We start from the raw sequence: 15609 nt of genomic DNA on the forward strand, positions 1-15609 counted from the left end.
AAATATCTTAGGTATTTCACATTCGCTTTTTCAAGCGCTTTTCCCACCACAAGGATTTTTCATGGCATCCCGCACGCCGTCGCTGCTCAAACCAACACTTATCGCCTGCGCCATTCAGGCAGCACTACCGATCCTGATCGGCACGGCTTACGCCCAGACCACTGAAGCCACCACCACGCAACTGGAAGAAATTACGGTCACCTCCAGCGCAGATGCATCGGCTGAAGGCCTGTCCAAAGCATATTCAGGAGGCCAAGTCGCGCGCGGTGGGCGTGCTGGTATTTTGGGCACCCAAGATAATATGGATACGCCATTTTCCATTACGAGCTATACCAACGAACTAATTAAAAACCAGAATGCCCGCAGTGTTGCGGATGTTGTGCAGAACGATCCGGCTGTACGCGTTTCACGTGGCTTCGGCAATTTTCAAGAGCTGTATGTTATTCGTGGCTTCCCTGTCTACTCGGATGACGTTGCTTACAACGGATTGTATGGGATGCTTCCGCGTCAATTTGTAGCGACTGAACTAATTGAGCGTGTAGAAGTATTCAGAGGAGCAAACACATTCCTTAACGGAGCGGCACCTGCTGGAAGCGGCATTGGAGGAGCAATTAATCTTCTGCCAAAACGTGCGGCTAACGAGGCGCTGACCCAAGCAACTCTGGGATTCGAAGGACGTGGGCAGGTATATGGTGCACTGGATTTGTCTCGCCGTTTTGGACCTGATCAAAGCACAGGGATTCGACTAAACGCGGCAAAAAGAGAGGGGGAAACAGGCGTTCAAAACGAAGAAAGAAAACTTGACGTTTTGGCGATTGGACTCGACTGGCGCAATCGTAACACCCGATTATCTGCCGACATTGGCTATCAAAAGCATCGCTTAGATCGTCCGCAACCAAGCGTTACGCCGGTCGGCGGAATTCCCAACGCACCCGATGCATCCAAGAACTTTGGGCAGCCTTGGACCTTTTCTGAAGAAAAAGACGTATTCGGAACATTTCGCGGAGAACTTGACCTTAGCGATTCATTAACTGCATGGGGGGCAATTGGTATTCGAAATGGTGATGAATACAACTCTTTAGCCAATCCTCGCTCCACCGCATCAGGCGCGCTTACAACCAGCCGATTTGATAACGTCCGTGAAGAAACTGCCAAAACAGCTGAAATCGGCATACGTGGGCAATTCAACACTGGCAATGTAAAGCACAAAATCAGCGTATCTGCAGCAACATTTTCTTTGGAAAAAAGAAACGCCTTTGCAACTAGTGCGGCAATCGTACCGGCTTCCAACTTGTATGAGTTTGTTCCAGCGCCAGCACCAGCAATTACAGCAACAGGCAATATGACAAATCCGGTTGTTCAAGCAAAAGATCGTACTTCAAGTATCGCAATCGCAGATACCATGGCATTTATCAATGAGCGTCTATTGGTGACTGTAGGAGCCCGTCACCAAACAATTGAGAGCGAAACTTTCGACTACAACACTGGCACCTCAAACAACAATCGTTATAGCAAAGGACGTATCACTCCTGTTGCAGGCATTGTGTATAAAGCAAACGAAAAAATTTCTGTTTATGCAAATTACATTGAAGCACTTGTAAAGGGCGCTGCGGCTCCCGCAACTGATGGGGGGCAAGCTGTATTAAACGCTGGTCAAGTACTTGCTCCATATCAGTCAAAACAAACGGAAATCGGACTGAAATACGATGCAAAAACATTTGGTGCAAGCATCGCCGCATACAGAACTAAACGTCCTAACGCATACGTACAGAATCTGGTGTTCGCATTAAATGGCGAACAAAAAAATCAAGGCATTGAATTATCTATTTATGGAGAACCATTAAAAGGGCTGCGTCTTCTCGGTGGCGTAACTTATATGGATGCCAAACAGGAAAAAACTGCTGGTGGTACCTATGATGGAAAAAAAGTAATCGGAATACCAGATGTTCAAGCAAATGTTGGCGCGGAATGGAATGTTCCGGGAATCAACGGCCTTGCAGTCACAGGACGCGTTGTCTACACAGACTCTCAGTATGCAACGCAGGATAATTCTTTAAGTATTCCATCATGGACACGCTTAGATGTCGGCGCACGTTATCTCACAGAAATTGGAGGAAAGCTGGTTACTTGGCGAGCACGTGTTGACAATGTGACTGATCGTAACTACTGGGCTGCTGTCGGCGGAGCATCCGTGACTAACAACTACTTGGTTCTCGGTGCTCCACGTACCATCAGCCTCACCGCCTCAGTCGACTTCTGATGACTGGCACCAATCTCCGTCGCTGGGCATGGATCCACAAGTGGTCCAGCCTGGTGTGCACGGTGTTCATGCTGTTGCTCTGTCTGACAGGGCTGCCGCTGATCTTTCATCACGAGATCGGCCACCTGCTCGGCACAGAAATTGAAGCACCAGAAATGCCTGCCGATACGCTACACATCAGCATGGATCGTGTGATGGAGATTGCGATTGCACAGCATCCAGACAAGGTGGGGATGTTTGCCTCTCAGGAAGAGGACGACGATCGCGTCTGGTACGTCACGCTATCGGACACACCGACGTCCGAGACGGGGATGAAGCAGGTTGCCGTGGATGCACGCACGGGTGATGTACTTGGTCAGCCACAGCTCGACAACGGTTTCATGTACATCATGTTTTCCCTGCATGTGAATCTGTTTGCAGGTCTGGCGGGCATGTTGTTTCTCGGTTTCATGGGCATGTTGCTGATCGTCGCCATTATCTCGGGCATCGTGCTGTACGGCCCGTTCATGAAGAAGCTGGAATTCGGTACCGTCCGCGCCGACAAATCCACGCGGCTCAAATGGCTGGATCTGCATAATCTGCTGGGCATCGTCACACTGGCATGGCTGCTGGTAGTCGGTGCGACTGGCGTGATCAACACCTGGGCTGATCTGGTCATCAAATACTGGCAGATGGACCAGATGGCCGAAATGGTGGCACCGTATAAAGGGCAACCACCTCTGGAAAAACTCGGCTCGTTGCAAAAAGCGGTTGATGCCGCAATTGCGCTGGAACCGGAGATGAAGATGGGCTTTATCGCCTTCCCCGGCACCACATTCAGCAGCCCGCATCATTATGGCGTGTTCATGCGCGGTACCGAACCGCTGACCTCACGTCTGTTCAAACCGGTGCTGGTCGATGCGAGTACCGGTGAAGTGACAGACAGCCGTACTTTGCCATGGTACGCCACTGCATTGTTGATTTCTCAACCACTGCATTTTGGCGACTATGGTGGCCGCCCGATGCAGATCATGTGGGCCATTCTCGACATTCTGTCGATCATCGTGCTTGGTAGCGGCCTCTATCTCTGGATCGTCCGTCGCAAGACGAGCGAAGCACGACTCGCAAAGCTCATCCAGGCACATCAGACATAACGTCATGACGACAAGTGCAACGCACGGCAACGAACTCGCCGCACTCTACTCCGCGCATCACGGTTGGCTGCGCACATGGTTGCAGCGCAAACTGGGATGCTCGTTCGACGCCGCCGATCTGGCGCAGGATACGTTCGTCCGTGTTGCCAGCTGCGAGCGCCAAGAAAACGCGATGCAGTTACGTGAACCGCGCGCCTATCTGACGACCATCGCCAAAGGTTTGATGGTCGACATGTTTCGTCGTCGTTCGCTGGAGCAGGCTTGGGCCGACGCACTGGCAAGCCTGCCGGAAAATACGGCGATTTCTCCGGAAGAACGTCTGCTCATTCTGGAAGCACTCCAAAAGCTGGATAGTCTGCTTGATGCCTTGCCGGAGAAAGTACGAGCGGTTTTTCTGATGTCACAACTCGATGGCATGACATATACAGACATTGCAGGACAAATGAATCTTTCACTTCGCACAGTCAAGCGCTATATGCAGCAAGGATTCGTGCAATGCCTGACGTTGATGTTGTAGACGCATGAATCCGACACTTCCTATCGATCAGCGCATCATCGTCGATGCCGCAGAATGGCTGGTAAAACTGCACGCGCATGAAATGACGGCAGCAGACCGTGCTGCCTTCGAACGCTGGCGTGCACAAAGTAGCGAGCATCAACGCGCATGGGCAGCAGCCAATGCACTGGCAAGAACCTTCAGTACCGTTCCGCCTGCACTGGGAAACATGACATTGGGTCGCCCACGCGACCGACGCAGCACCATCAAGAACCTCGCTTTGCTACTGCTGGTCGCACCACTTGGCTGGGTCGCCTGGCAAAAGGCCACGCGTGAACGCTACCAGACTGCCGCCGGCGAATGGAAAACGCACACCTTGTCCGACGGCAGCACGATTCGGCTCAACAGCGGCACCGTGATTGATATCGCCTACAGCGACAAGCAACGACTGATCCATCTGCGTGAAGGCGAAGTGCTCATCGAAACTGCCAAGGATGACAGCAGCTCATCGCGTCCGTTTCTGGTCCGCACCAAGGAAGGCACCACACGTGCGCTAGGTACACGCTTCGTCGTGCGGCAATGGAATAAAGGCACACAAGTATCTGTGCTGGAGCACGCTGTCGAGATTGAGACCAATCACCGGCAACGTCGTATCGTATCGGCGGGCGAGTATGCGCGTTTTGAGGACGATGCCATCACCGACAACAAACCCGTTGAACTTGCCGCCACTGCCTGGACACAAGGCATGCTGATCGCCGATGGACAACCACTGGGTGATTTTGTCGAAGAATTAAGCCGCTACCGTTCTGGCATGTTGTATTGCGATCCTGCAGTCGCCCACCTGAAGATATCGGGTGTCTTTCAACTTGGCGATACAGACAAGGCATTACATATCCTGCAAGAAACCCTGCCGATCACGCTTTTGCAGCGGACACGCTACTGGATCACGATTGTTGCGGCAGAGAAGTCTTAACAGATTAGGCGTGCGCTTGCTCATCGCATCCTCGGATAAAAATTTTTAAAAAAACTTGGCACCTTTTTTCATTCCATTCGGCAGGTCAGTGAAGAAGTACCAAAAACTGACTGAGTAAGGAATGATTATGCACACCGCAGTACGCCGAATTTCCGGCACCCCTGTCTTGAACCAGCGCCCTCTGGTACGGGCCGTTGCCGTCGCAATTCTCGGCATGGCCATTGTCGCCACCGTCTCTGCCTCCGCACATGCCCAGCAAGCTCCACTGGCCGAAAATGCAATTAAAAGCTACAACATTCCTGCCGGCCCACTGAGCCAAGTACTATACAGCTTTGCCGCCAGTGCAGGCATCACGCTCTCTTTTGAACCGAACGTAACAGACGGTCTGCGCAGCAATGGCTTGCAAGGCAACTACTCCGTTCAGCAGGGGCTGAGCAGCCTGCTAGCAGCACATAACATCGAAGCCGTACCAGGAGACAACGGCTATCGTTTGCGTCGTGTTGTACAAAATGCAAGCACACTCCCGGCTGTATCTGTTACCTCTTCCTCTGTACGGGAAGCAACCAGTGAAGGTACACGGTCTTACAGCGCCAGGGCGATTACGGTTGGCAAAACATCTCAAAGCCTTCGTGAAACCCCACAACCTGTCACCGTTCTGACAAGACAGTTCATGGAAGACCGGGGCTTGCAGGATTTGACAGAAGTGCTTCAGAACACACCTGGTGTCACCGTTGACTACACGGACAGTGAGCGTCTGGTTTACACATCACGTGGATATACCATCGACGCCTTACAGGTGGATGGCTTGACCTTCAGTCAGTCTGGCTCTGCTTTCGTACAGCCCGATACTGCCGTCCTCGATCGCGTGGAAGTTTTGCGCGGTGCGTCGGGCATGATCCGTGGTTCCGGCAATCCATCCGCGACAGTCAACATGGTACGCAAACGTCCCACCGCAGACTTCAAGGCGTCTGCCGCACTTACTCTAGGTTCATGGGATCGTCGCCGTCTTGAAGCTGACATTTCCGGGTCGCTGAATGATGCGGGTACTTTGCGAGGTCGCCTTGTTGCAGTCGACGATGATAAGGAATTTTTCCAGAAAGGCCGCACAGAACATAAGCAAGTTCTTTACGGTGTGGTTGAGGCAGACATCAGCCCAAGAACAACCTGGACCACCAGCTTCCAGTACACAGATCTGGATGCAAGCGGCGCATGGGGCAATCTGCCATCCAATTACGATGGTTCCTCCTTAAATCTGCCGCGAAGTACCTATCTCGGCGCAGCATGGAATCGCTGGGATCGCTACAACACCCAAACATTTACGGAGATAGAACATCGTTTTGACAACGACTGGACGTTGAAGCTGAATGCAGCCTATACGCAATTTCGTTTGCGTGATTTCAAACAGTCTTACATAACGCCGATTCGTACCGTTGGTGGAACGAATCCTTATCTCGCAACGTCAACACAATCACACTACATTGGTGCAGCCAACGACCAGTTGAGCATGAACGTTCTTGCGAATGGCCCTTTCAACTTACTTGGTCGAAAACATGAATTGATCATTGGCGCAGAAACAATTCGCAATAAGGCCACCGATAGCCATGGTGTAGGTAGCCAATACTCCCAAACGATTGATATCCGGGATTGGAATCCCTACACCACGTATGCGGAACGCGATCTCGTTATTACAGCAGCGCCAAACAAGCCAAATACAACGAGTCAACAAGCGATTTTCGGAACGGCGCGTTTTTCTATTACTGATCCACTTACCGTTCTGGTCGGAACGCGTATTAGCTGGTGGGACTACAAATCTGCTGGAACACCCGCAAACAACTACAAAGTAACCCGTGAGATCACGCCCTATGCTGGTTTGATTTATGATCTCTCTCGCAATATCAGCGCATATGCAAGCTACACGGAAATTTTTACACCACAGAATGAAAAAAATCAAAACGGCGAACTTCTACAACCAGTTCGTGGCGAAACTTTTGAAGCCGGTTTGAAAGGTGAATTTTTCAACCGCAGGCTGAATGCTTCTGCTGGCATCTTCCAGATTACGAACGTCGGCAAAGCCGTACAAGACACCAGCACGGTAGATCCATGTACGCCTTACTACACGAGTGGATACTGCCGTATCGCTGGGGGTAAAACACGGAGCGAAGGTTGGGAAATGGAAGTGTCTGGCGAAGTTGCCCCAAACTGGCAAATGTCCGCCGGCTATACCAATACGCGTACACGCTACATTACCGATAGCACTGCAGCCAATGTTGGACAACCGCTGCGCACTATTGATCCAAGACATCAACTGCGCGTTTTCTCAACCTATCGATTTGGTGGAGAAACACAAGGATGGACAGTCGGTGGCGGTGCACAGATGCAAAGCGATTCCTACGTAAATGGAACATTGACACTGTCCGGCCCAACCACCCGAGTCCCTGTGACAGCTCGCCAAGGCGGCTATACCGTCTACAACGCGATGGCCAGCTATCGTTTCAACAAGGACTACTCCATTCAGCTCAACGTCAACAATCTGTTTGACAAGGTCTACTACAAGAAATTTGCACCAACTGGTATCGGCTACTACTACGGCGACCCACGTAACGTCATGGTCTCGTTCCGCGCCAATTTCTAATTTGGATGATGCAAATAAAAAAGCCGCTCTTTCGAGCGGCTTTTTTATTTTTTGCTTGGTAACTCTCTGCGCACCCAATCATCCAGTAACGCCTTCTCAAAACGCAGAGGATCATTCGGATACCTATTTGCATGCAGCAGGAATGCGGAATCCCGTAACTGGCTGTTTCCGGCCTTCAGTGTCCTGCCATCTGCATTGGACAAACTGAACGTCAAATCAATGCGGGGTGGATAGATATCGCGCACGATACGCACATCCTGCGCCGCGGGACCGTGCCAAGGCTCGTAGGCACCCGCACGTTCGATCTGCGTAAACGTCACGGCCAGCGTTTTACCTTCAGGCAACATCTGACCCGCGCGCTCCATCAGATGTTTGCGTAAAGCCACCTCGGCAGCACGTCGCGACGACTCGTGACCAAACGTCCCATTGCGACTGTCATTGCGCCAGACGTCCTCTGCAAATTGCACCTCCACATTGGCATGGCGTGGGTCATCCACTGTACTGGCACAACCTGCAAGCAATGTGGTGACAAGAACAACCAGTCCAATGCCATGTTTTCTGGCGGCGATATGCATGATCGCTTCTCCTGTTTCCGTTGATCTCGGTAAGACCGAACATCATGGCAACGGTTTCATGCACGCTATTACATAAAGTCCTGTGTGATTGACGAGGATGATCGAGATCGCGGATAATGAGAACAATTCTCAAATAAGCAGCCAGCTTGACACTCCTGCCGAGTGTTACCGGAGCTTACCGTGAGCATCTCTCATTCCACCGATTCCATTGCCGATATCTACAGCCAGCACCATGGCTGGCTCCTGCGCTGGCTGCGGGGAAAACTGCGTTGCGCAGATCAGGCTGCCGATCTGGCGCAAGATACCTTTCTGCGTTTACTCACGACGCCAGTTGAAGATGCGCGCACATCCAACGATGTGAATTGGCTACAATATTCCATTCCACTTTTCCTGCGATCATCCCCGTGTCCACGCAAACAAAACCACGCAGCAACTTCTGGTTCGTCTGGCGTATGCCGCTTTTGTTGGCAGCGCTAACGCTGTTTGCGCTGATCATTGCCCTAGTCAAAACCGGTGTCTGGCATTGGGCAGCATGGGCGGCGCTGGCAACACCCATCGTTGTCGGCCTCTGGTACAGCTTCGTCCGCCAATCAAGATAAGCGGTCGGCACCTTCCCTATTCAGCTCCCGAAAAAATCATGCCTTTATGGCAATCAACGATTTAACGTTTTTTTGATCCTCCGGCGGAACTGCCCACATTCACTCCCCCCGCACTCGTCCAATTGTAAAAAGTTGTGAGGCAAGCGTTGTATTTGTCGCCGGGCCGAAGCAAACGCATCGACGCTGACAGTCGCGCTCGTTATACTGATTTCGTTTCCACATGGAAATGATGTCGTTGACAGTTTCGTTCAAGGATCACGTTTAATATGTCTCACGCAGCAACTGCCAGTAGCAACGCTTCTCTCGAATTTCTCGCTTTTACCCTCGGCCGCGAAGAATACGGCATCGATATCCAGAAAGTGCAGGAACTGCGCGGTTATGAAGCCGTCACCCGCATCGCCAACGCACCGGATTTCCTCAAAGGCGTCATCAATCTGCGCGGCACCATCGTGCCGATCATTGATATGCGCATCAAGTTTTCGCTTGGCGAGCCGACCTACGATCAATTTACCGTCGTCATCATCCTGAACATTGCCGGCCGCATCATGGGCATGGTGGTCGATAGCGTGTCCGACGTACTGACCCTGACGCCGGATCAGGTCAAACCTGCGCCGGAAATGGGTTCTGCTGTCTCTGCCGACTATCTGATAGGGCTGGGCACGATCGAAGAACGCATGCTGATTCTGGTCGATATCGATCAACTCATGCACTCGAACGAAATCGGCCTGATTGAAAAACTGGCCGCCTGATTTTTATTTTCTTTTTGTCTTCCACATCATGTTGAAAAATATTTCGATCAAAGCACGTCTGGTTTTGACCATGGGCTTTATGGCGGTCATGCTGACTGTTGGTGGTGCCATGGGTGTATTGGGTTTGCAGGAGACGAATAATTCGTTGAAGAACGTCTTCACGAATCAAATGCCGTCTGTCGATGCAATTCAAACGATGATGATGCGTCTTGCACAAGCACGCGCGCGCCTGAGTCAGGTCGCCATGCGCCCTGATGCGCCCGATGCAGAAGCAGCGCTTGCACGTGCTGAAGTACTGTACAAGGAGTCGCAGACGGCATGGCAAAAATACCTTGATCTGCCCGCCAATGCAGAAGAAAAGAAGCTGGCGGACGCCGTCGCGGTTGATCGCCAGGCTTACCTGGCTGAGGCAGAAACGAACCTGATTCCTGCACTGCGTGCCAAACGCGCTAGCGAAGCAGAAGACATTTTGCTAGTCAAGGTCACCTCGCTGTATCAATCACTGGTCAAAAGCTCGACCGCTCTGGCTGACTATCAACAGAAACTCGCCAGCGAGACGTATGCAGAAAGCCAGTCGATGTATTCCATGTTCCGCATCGTGGCGATCGGCGGCGTCCTGTTCGGTCTGTTTGCGGTGGCGATCTCCGCTGTCTTTCTGATTCGCGCCATCAACCAGCCACTGCAGGAAATGCTGGGACACTTTGACGCCATCGCCAACGGCGATCTGACGACAAAGATCGAGTCCAAATCGAAAAACGAGATGGGCATGCTGATGTCCGGTTTGCAGAAGATGCAACAGCGGTTGAAAGAAACCGTTTCCCGTGTGCGTGAAGGCAGCATATCGATTGGCACGGCAACCACGCAAATCGCTGCAGGCAATCTTGACCTGTCGAGCCGTACCGAACAGCAGGCTGCATCGCTGGAAGAAACCGCCTCGTCGATGGAAGAATTGACTTCGACCGTCAAACAGAACGCAGACAACGCACGTCAGGCCAACCAGCTTGCCGTCTCCGCTTCGGCGGTGGCGCAACGCGGCGGCACCGTGGTCGCCGAAGTCGTGGATACGATGGGCTCGATCGATGCGTCGGCACGCAAGATTGTCGACATCATCGGTGTCATTGATGGCATCGCCTTCCAGACCAACATTCTGGCCCTGAACGCGGCGGTTGAAGCCGCCCGTGCCGGCGAACAAGGCCGTGGCTTTGCCGTGGTTGCAGCAGAAGTCCGCAGCCTTGCACAACGCTCTGCCGCTGCAGCCAAAGAGATCAAGAACCTGATTGATGACTCGGTCAACAAGGTGGATGAAGGAAGCAAGCTGGTTGCATCGGCCGGCACGACGATGAAGGAAGTTGTCGACAGCGTTCGTCACGTCACCGACATCATGGGCGAGATCCTCGCAGCCAGCCAGGAACAAAGCTCGGGTATCGAGCAAGTCAATACCGCTATCAGCCAGATGGATCAGGTCACGCAACAAAATGCTGCCCTGGTGGAAGAAGCCGCAGCCGCAGCCGCCTCGTTGAAAGAACAGGCTGCCAATCTGACGGCCGCGGTCAGCATCTTCAAGGTCAGCGCCAGTGATGATCAGACACAGGAGCTGCAACCGCACACCATCGCACGTCCGTTGCCTCAGCCTGTTGAAAAACGTCCGATCGCGGCACCATCGAAAGCAGCAATGACACCGGCACTGCCATCGAAAAACAACAATGATGACTGGGAAGAATTCTGATCCCTGGCTTCACCCTGTACTTTTTACAAAAATCCGCCCTTCGGCGGATTTTTTTATGTGCGCTTTACACGGGCTCGCAATAAACCGCGGACTTTGCCGCAAAGTCCGCGGGTTGATGCTCTAGGGCATGACATGATGGTTTACACTCCATCGTTTGACCTGCACGGAAGAAGAACATGAGTGACGCACCGACCATCGATCGGCAAGCTTTCAAACGCATCCTGACGCGCAACATTACCTTGCCACTTGCAGCCGGCGTACTGAGTGCTGGTGTTTTCATCGCACTGATTGTTTATCTGCTGACCGTACTTGAATGGGTGGAACACACGGATCGCGTGATTGCCAATGCCAACGAAACCAGCAAGCTGGTTGTCGACATGGAGAGCGGCATGCGCGGCTTCATCCTGACTGGCGACGAAGCCTTCCTCTCCCCCTTTGATATCGCCAAGGCCAAGGTCATTCCGGAAACCCAAAAGCTGATGGAACTGGTCAAGGACAATCCGACGCAGGTTGATCGTCTGACGCGTATTCTCGCCATTCATAATGAATGGAATAACTTTGCCCTATCGGTGATCGAACTGCGTCGTACCGATAACGATCTGCGCGATATTGCCGCGATCATTCGCAGCGGCCGCGGCAAACTGCAATTTGACGAAATTCGCCGTGAATTTCGCAACTTCCTTGAACTGGAAAACACCTTGCGCGAACAGCGCAGCGATGATGCCAAACGCATCACGGTGGTGGTGGTGGGGATCTATCTGACGCTCAGCGTACTCCTCAGCCTCCTGCTCGCCTACTTTGGCCGACGCGAACTCGTTCGTCTGGCCGATACCTATGGCAACGCATTAACGCAATATCAAGCTCATGCCGCCGTGTTGGAACAACAGGCTTGGCTGCGTACCGGCCAGTCGCAACTGGCAGAACAGAATGTCGGCCATATGGCGTTGCCCCTACTTGGCCGTACCGTGCTGAGCTTTCTTGGTCAGTACATTGAGACAGCGGTTGCCGCCCTGTATGTGCGCGAAGAAGACGGCTCGCTACATCGTGTGGCAACCTATGGCTTCAGCAAGGAAAACGAGGGGATCGGTCAGGTCATCAGCAGTGAAGAGACACTGGTTGGCCAGGCAGCCAGCGGCAAGAAAATCATCCGCATCGATAACGTGCCGGACAATCATCTGAAAGTCACAACCGGTCTGGGCAACAGCAAGCCACGCCATGTGATTCTGGCACCGATCAATCACGAAGGCACTGTCAACGGCGTCGTTGAACTGGGTTTCCTGCACACTCCCCGCGAACGCGATCTCGAATTTCTGCAATTGATGTCATCGAGTCTGGGTATGGCGGTAGAGGCTGCGTTGTACCGCCGTCGCCTGCAGGATCTGCTTGCCGAGACACAGCAACTCAACGAAGAGCTGCAAGTGCAGCAGGAAGAGCTGCGCACGGCCAATGAGGAACTGGAAGAGCAATCACGTGTACTGGAAGAGTCACAAGTCAATCTGGAAAATCAAAAGGCCGAACTGGAGCAAACCAACGAACAACTCGCCGAACAGGCACTGTCGCTCGATCAGAAAAATACGGCTTTGCTGGATGCTCGTGCCGAACTCGAAGTGCGCGCACAGGATTTGCTGCGAGCAAGTCGTTACAAGTCAGAGTTTCTCGCCAACATGTCGCACGAGTTGCGCACACCACTGAACAGTTCGCTCATTCTAGCCAAGCTACTGGCAGACAATACGCATGGCAATTTGAACGAAGAACAGGTCAGATTCGCCAAAACCATCTACTCTGCAGGTAATGATCTGCTCAATCTGATCAACGATATTCTCGACATTTCCAAAGTTGAGGCCGGCAAACTCGACCTTGTGCCTGAAGATATCCCGCTGCATCGTCTGGCAGAGAGTTTGCAGATGATCTTCGAGCCGCTGGCAACACAAAAGCAACTGGCTTTTGAAATCCGCATGGATCGCAACACGCCACTGTCGATCCATACCGATCATCAGCGCCTCGAACAGATTCTCAAAAACCTGCTGTCCAATGCCGTTAAGTTCACCGACAGCGGCAAGGTGTCGCTTACGATTGCCGGAACCGACGACAATCGGGTGGTTTTTGCCGTCACCGATTCCGGTATCGGCATCGCCAAAGAAGAGCAGGACATCATCTTCGAAGCCTTCCGTCAGGCAGACGGCACAACCAGCCGCAAATATGGCGGTACCGGACTTGGGTTATCGATTTCACGTGACCTGGCCGCCCTGCTGGGCGGTAGCATCCAGGTGGAAAGTGTGCCGGGTCAGGGTAGTACCTTTACCCTCACGCTACCTACCGTCATGCAAAGTCATTCGTCCGACATCATGCACGTGCCGGCAGCTGCACCCGCGATGGCGATACCGGCCAAGCCAGCGGCACCAACGCCACCGGCCATTACCATCCCGACCTTTGCCGATGACCGTGACAGCGACAAGAACAGTGCCCGCACCGTACTTGTGATTGAAGACGATGTATCGTTCGCACGCATTCTGTACGATCTGGCGCATGAAACAAACTATCGCTGCCTTGTTGCTCATGGCGCGGCAGATGGGTTGCATGCGGCGGTCACCTTCAAACCGAATGCCATTCTGCTGGACATGGGATTGCCGGACGGTTCCGGCATGACGGTACTGCAGGCGCTCAAGAGCAATTCCGATACCCGTCATATTCCGGTGCATATCGTTTCTGCGTCAGATCGTAGCGAAGTGGCATTGCAACTGGGTGCCGTCGGCTATGTGATCAAGCCGACTACCCGCGAACAGTTGAAGAATGTCTTCCAAAAACTGGAAACGAAATTTTCGCAATCAACCAAGCATGTGTTGCTGGTCGAAGATGATCAGCGACAACGCGAAAGCGTTACACAGTTGATCATGGACGACGATGTCACGATCACCGCGGTCGAATCCGGCGAAGAGGCATTAGCATTGCTGCGCACGACGATTTTTGATTGCATGATCATCGATTTGAAACTGCCGGACATGCAAGGCGAGCAACTGTTGCAACGCATGTCGGCGGAGGAAATCTGTTCTTTCCCGCCGGTTATTGTCTACACGGGCCGCAATCTGACGCGTGATGAAGAGGCCGATCTGCTCAAGTATTCGCGCTCCATCATTATCAAGGGCGCACGCTCACCGGAGCGCTTGCTGGATGAGGTAACGCTCTTCCTGCACAAGGTTGAATCGGAACTGTCAGCAGAACGCCAGAGCATGTTGCGTACCGTGCGTAGTCGTGACCGCGTGTTCGAAGACCGTCGTATCCTGATCGTCGACGATGACGTGCGCAACATCTTTGCCCTGACAAGTGCGCTGGAACAACGCGGTGCGCATATCGAAGTGGCCCGTAACGGCTTTGAGGCGATCAGCAAACTCGACAGCGTGAGCGACATTGATCTGGTTCTGATGGACATCATGATGCCGGGCATGGACGGACTGGAAGCCACGCGTCGCATTCGCGCCGATGCGCGCTTCCAGAAACTGCCGATCATTGCCGTCACGGCGAAGGCGATGAAAGATGATCAGGAACAATGTCTGCAAGCAGGTGCTTCCGATTACATGGCCAAGCCAATTGATCTTGATCGCCTGTACTCGTTACTGCGCGTCTGGATGCCAGGACTGGAACGTCTATAATGCCGGCCAGCAGCATCGATATCGAGATTCGCCTCCTGATCGAGGCGATCTACCTCAAATACAGTTACGACTTCCGTAACTATTCCGGCGCGTCACAGAAGCGGCGCGTGCTGCATGCCTTGCCGCACCTGCAATGCAGCACCATTTCGGAATTGCAGGCGCGTGTATTGCACGATCCGACCGCATTCATGCAGTTGCTGCAGTTCCTGACGATCCCCGTCAGTGAGATGTTTCGCGATCCTTTGTACTTTCTGAGTTTGCGCCAGCAGGTCGTCCCGTTTCTCAAAACCTATCCATCACTCAAGATCTGGGTCGCTGGTTGCAGCACGGGTGAAGAAATCTATTCCATGGCGATCATGCTCAAGGAAGAAGGTCTGCTGGATCGCTCGCTCATTTACGCCACTGATATCAATCCGGTGTCACTGGAGAAAGCGCGCAAGGGCGTGTTCCCTCTCGAGAAGATGCGCGCCTACACGGCCAACTATCAACAGGCCGGTGGGAAGGCATCTTTCTCCGACTATTACACGGCCGGCTACGAAGCTGCACTTTTCGATAAATCGCTTTGCGAGAATGTCAGTTTTGCCGATCACAGTCTGGCAACCGATGCGGTATTTTCGGAAACCCATCTGGTGTGCTGTCGCAATGTGCTGATCTATTTCAATCGTCAGCTGCAGGAGCGTGCACTGGGCCTGTTCCATGACTCACTCTGCCATCGTGGTTTTCTTGGATTGGGTAGCAAGGAGAGCATCGATTTCTCCGATTACGCCACGCGTTTCGAGCCTCTTGACAAAACCCAACGTATCTACCGGAAACTGTGAC

Annotated in this window: 12 protein-coding genes; 11 read left to right on the forward strand and 1 reads right to left on the reverse strand. The window is 52.7% G+C overall.

Features of this window, described 5'->3' with window-relative positions:
- Positions 1–61 precede the first annotated feature (61 nt).
- The 5 genes from IEV29_RS07610 (at position 62) to IEV29_RS07630 (ending at position 7494) form a co-directional block, all read left to right on the forward strand.
- Entirely contained in the window at positions 62–2260 is a 2199-nt protein-coding gene (locus IEV29_RS07610) for a TonB-dependent receptor (protein WP_188380606.1), read from the forward strand.
- The gene (locus tag IEV29_RS07615) at positions 2260–3393 is read left to right on the forward strand and encodes a PepSY-associated TM helix domain-containing protein (protein ID WP_188380607.1); all 1134 of its coding nucleotides are present in this window, start codon (positions 2260–2262) and stop codon (positions 3391–3393) included. The genes IEV29_RS07610 and IEV29_RS07615 overlap by 1 nt, the downstream gene beginning before the upstream one ends.
- A gap of 4 nt (positions 3394–3397) precedes the next feature.
- Positions 3398–3910, forward strand: coding sequence for a sigma-70 family RNA polymerase sigma factor (locus IEV29_RS07620; protein WP_188380608.1), 513 nt, complete (start codon positions 3398–3400; stop codon positions 3908–3910).
- 4 nt (positions 3911–3914) lie between these two features.
- On the forward strand, positions 3915–4862 hold the full coding sequence (locus tag IEV29_RS07625; protein WP_188380609.1) for a FecR domain-containing protein: 948 nt from the start codon (positions 3915–3917) through the stop codon (positions 4860–4862).
- 127 nt (positions 4863–4989) lie between these two features.
- Positions 4990–7494 carry a TonB-dependent siderophore receptor gene (locus IEV29_RS07630; RefSeq protein WP_229726276.1) on the forward strand — a complete coding sequence of 835 codons (2505 nt, stop codon included), beginning with the start codon at positions 4990–4992 and terminating at the stop codon, positions 7492–7494.
- 44 nt (positions 7495–7538) lie between these two features.
- Here the strand turns inward: IEV29_RS07630 and IEV29_RS07635 are convergent, their stop codons facing one another.
- On the reverse strand, positions 7539–8069 hold the full coding sequence (locus tag IEV29_RS07635) for a DUF3016 domain-containing protein (RefSeq protein ID WP_188380610.1): 531 nt from the start codon (positions 8067–8069) through the stop codon (positions 7539–7541).
- 180 nt (positions 8070–8249) lie between these two features.
- Here IEV29_RS07635 and IEV29_RS16340 point away from each other — a divergent pair, with 180 nt between their 5' ends.
- From IEV29_RS16340 to IEV29_RS07665, 6 genes are all read left to right on the forward strand, one after another.
- Complete coding sequence (locus tag IEV29_RS16340; RefSeq protein ID WP_188380611.1) at positions 8250–8546, forward strand: sigma factor; 297 nt, start codon at positions 8250–8252, stop codon at positions 8544–8546.
- Positions 8474–8668, forward strand: coding sequence for a hypothetical protein (locus IEV29_RS07645; RefSeq protein WP_188381151.1), 195 nt, complete (start codon positions 8474–8476; stop codon positions 8666–8668). The genes IEV29_RS16340 and IEV29_RS07645 overlap by 73 nt, the downstream gene beginning before the upstream one ends.
- A gap of 266 nt (positions 8669–8934) precedes the next feature.
- The gene (locus IEV29_RS07650; RefSeq protein WP_188380612.1) at positions 8935–9417 is read left to right on the forward strand and encodes a chemotaxis protein CheW; all 483 of its coding nucleotides are present in this window, start codon (positions 8935–8937) and stop codon (positions 9415–9417) included.
- Between the two features lie 28 nt (positions 9418–9445).
- Positions 9446–11143, forward strand: coding sequence for a methyl-accepting chemotaxis protein (locus tag IEV29_RS16270; RefSeq protein ID WP_188380613.1), 1698 nt, complete (start codon positions 9446–9448; stop codon positions 11141–11143).
- A gap of 176 nt (positions 11144–11319) precedes the next feature.
- Positions 11320–14790, forward strand: a complete 3471-nt coding sequence (locus tag IEV29_RS07660) for a response regulator (protein ID WP_188380614.1) — start codon at positions 11320–11322, stop codon at positions 14788–14790.
- Positions 14790–15608, forward strand: coding sequence for a CheR family methyltransferase (locus tag IEV29_RS07665; RefSeq protein WP_188380615.1), 819 nt, complete (start codon positions 14790–14792; stop codon positions 15606–15608). Before IEV29_RS07660 ends, IEV29_RS07665 begins: the two co-directional genes overlap by 1 nt.
- The last annotated feature ends 1 nt before the right edge of the window (position 15609 follow it).

Origin of the sequence: Oxalicibacterium faecigallinarum, from assembly GCF_014635705.1 — a bacterium.
GTDB lineage: Bacteria > Pseudomonadota > Gammaproteobacteria > Burkholderiales > Burkholderiaceae_D > Oxalicibacterium > Oxalicibacterium faecigallinarum.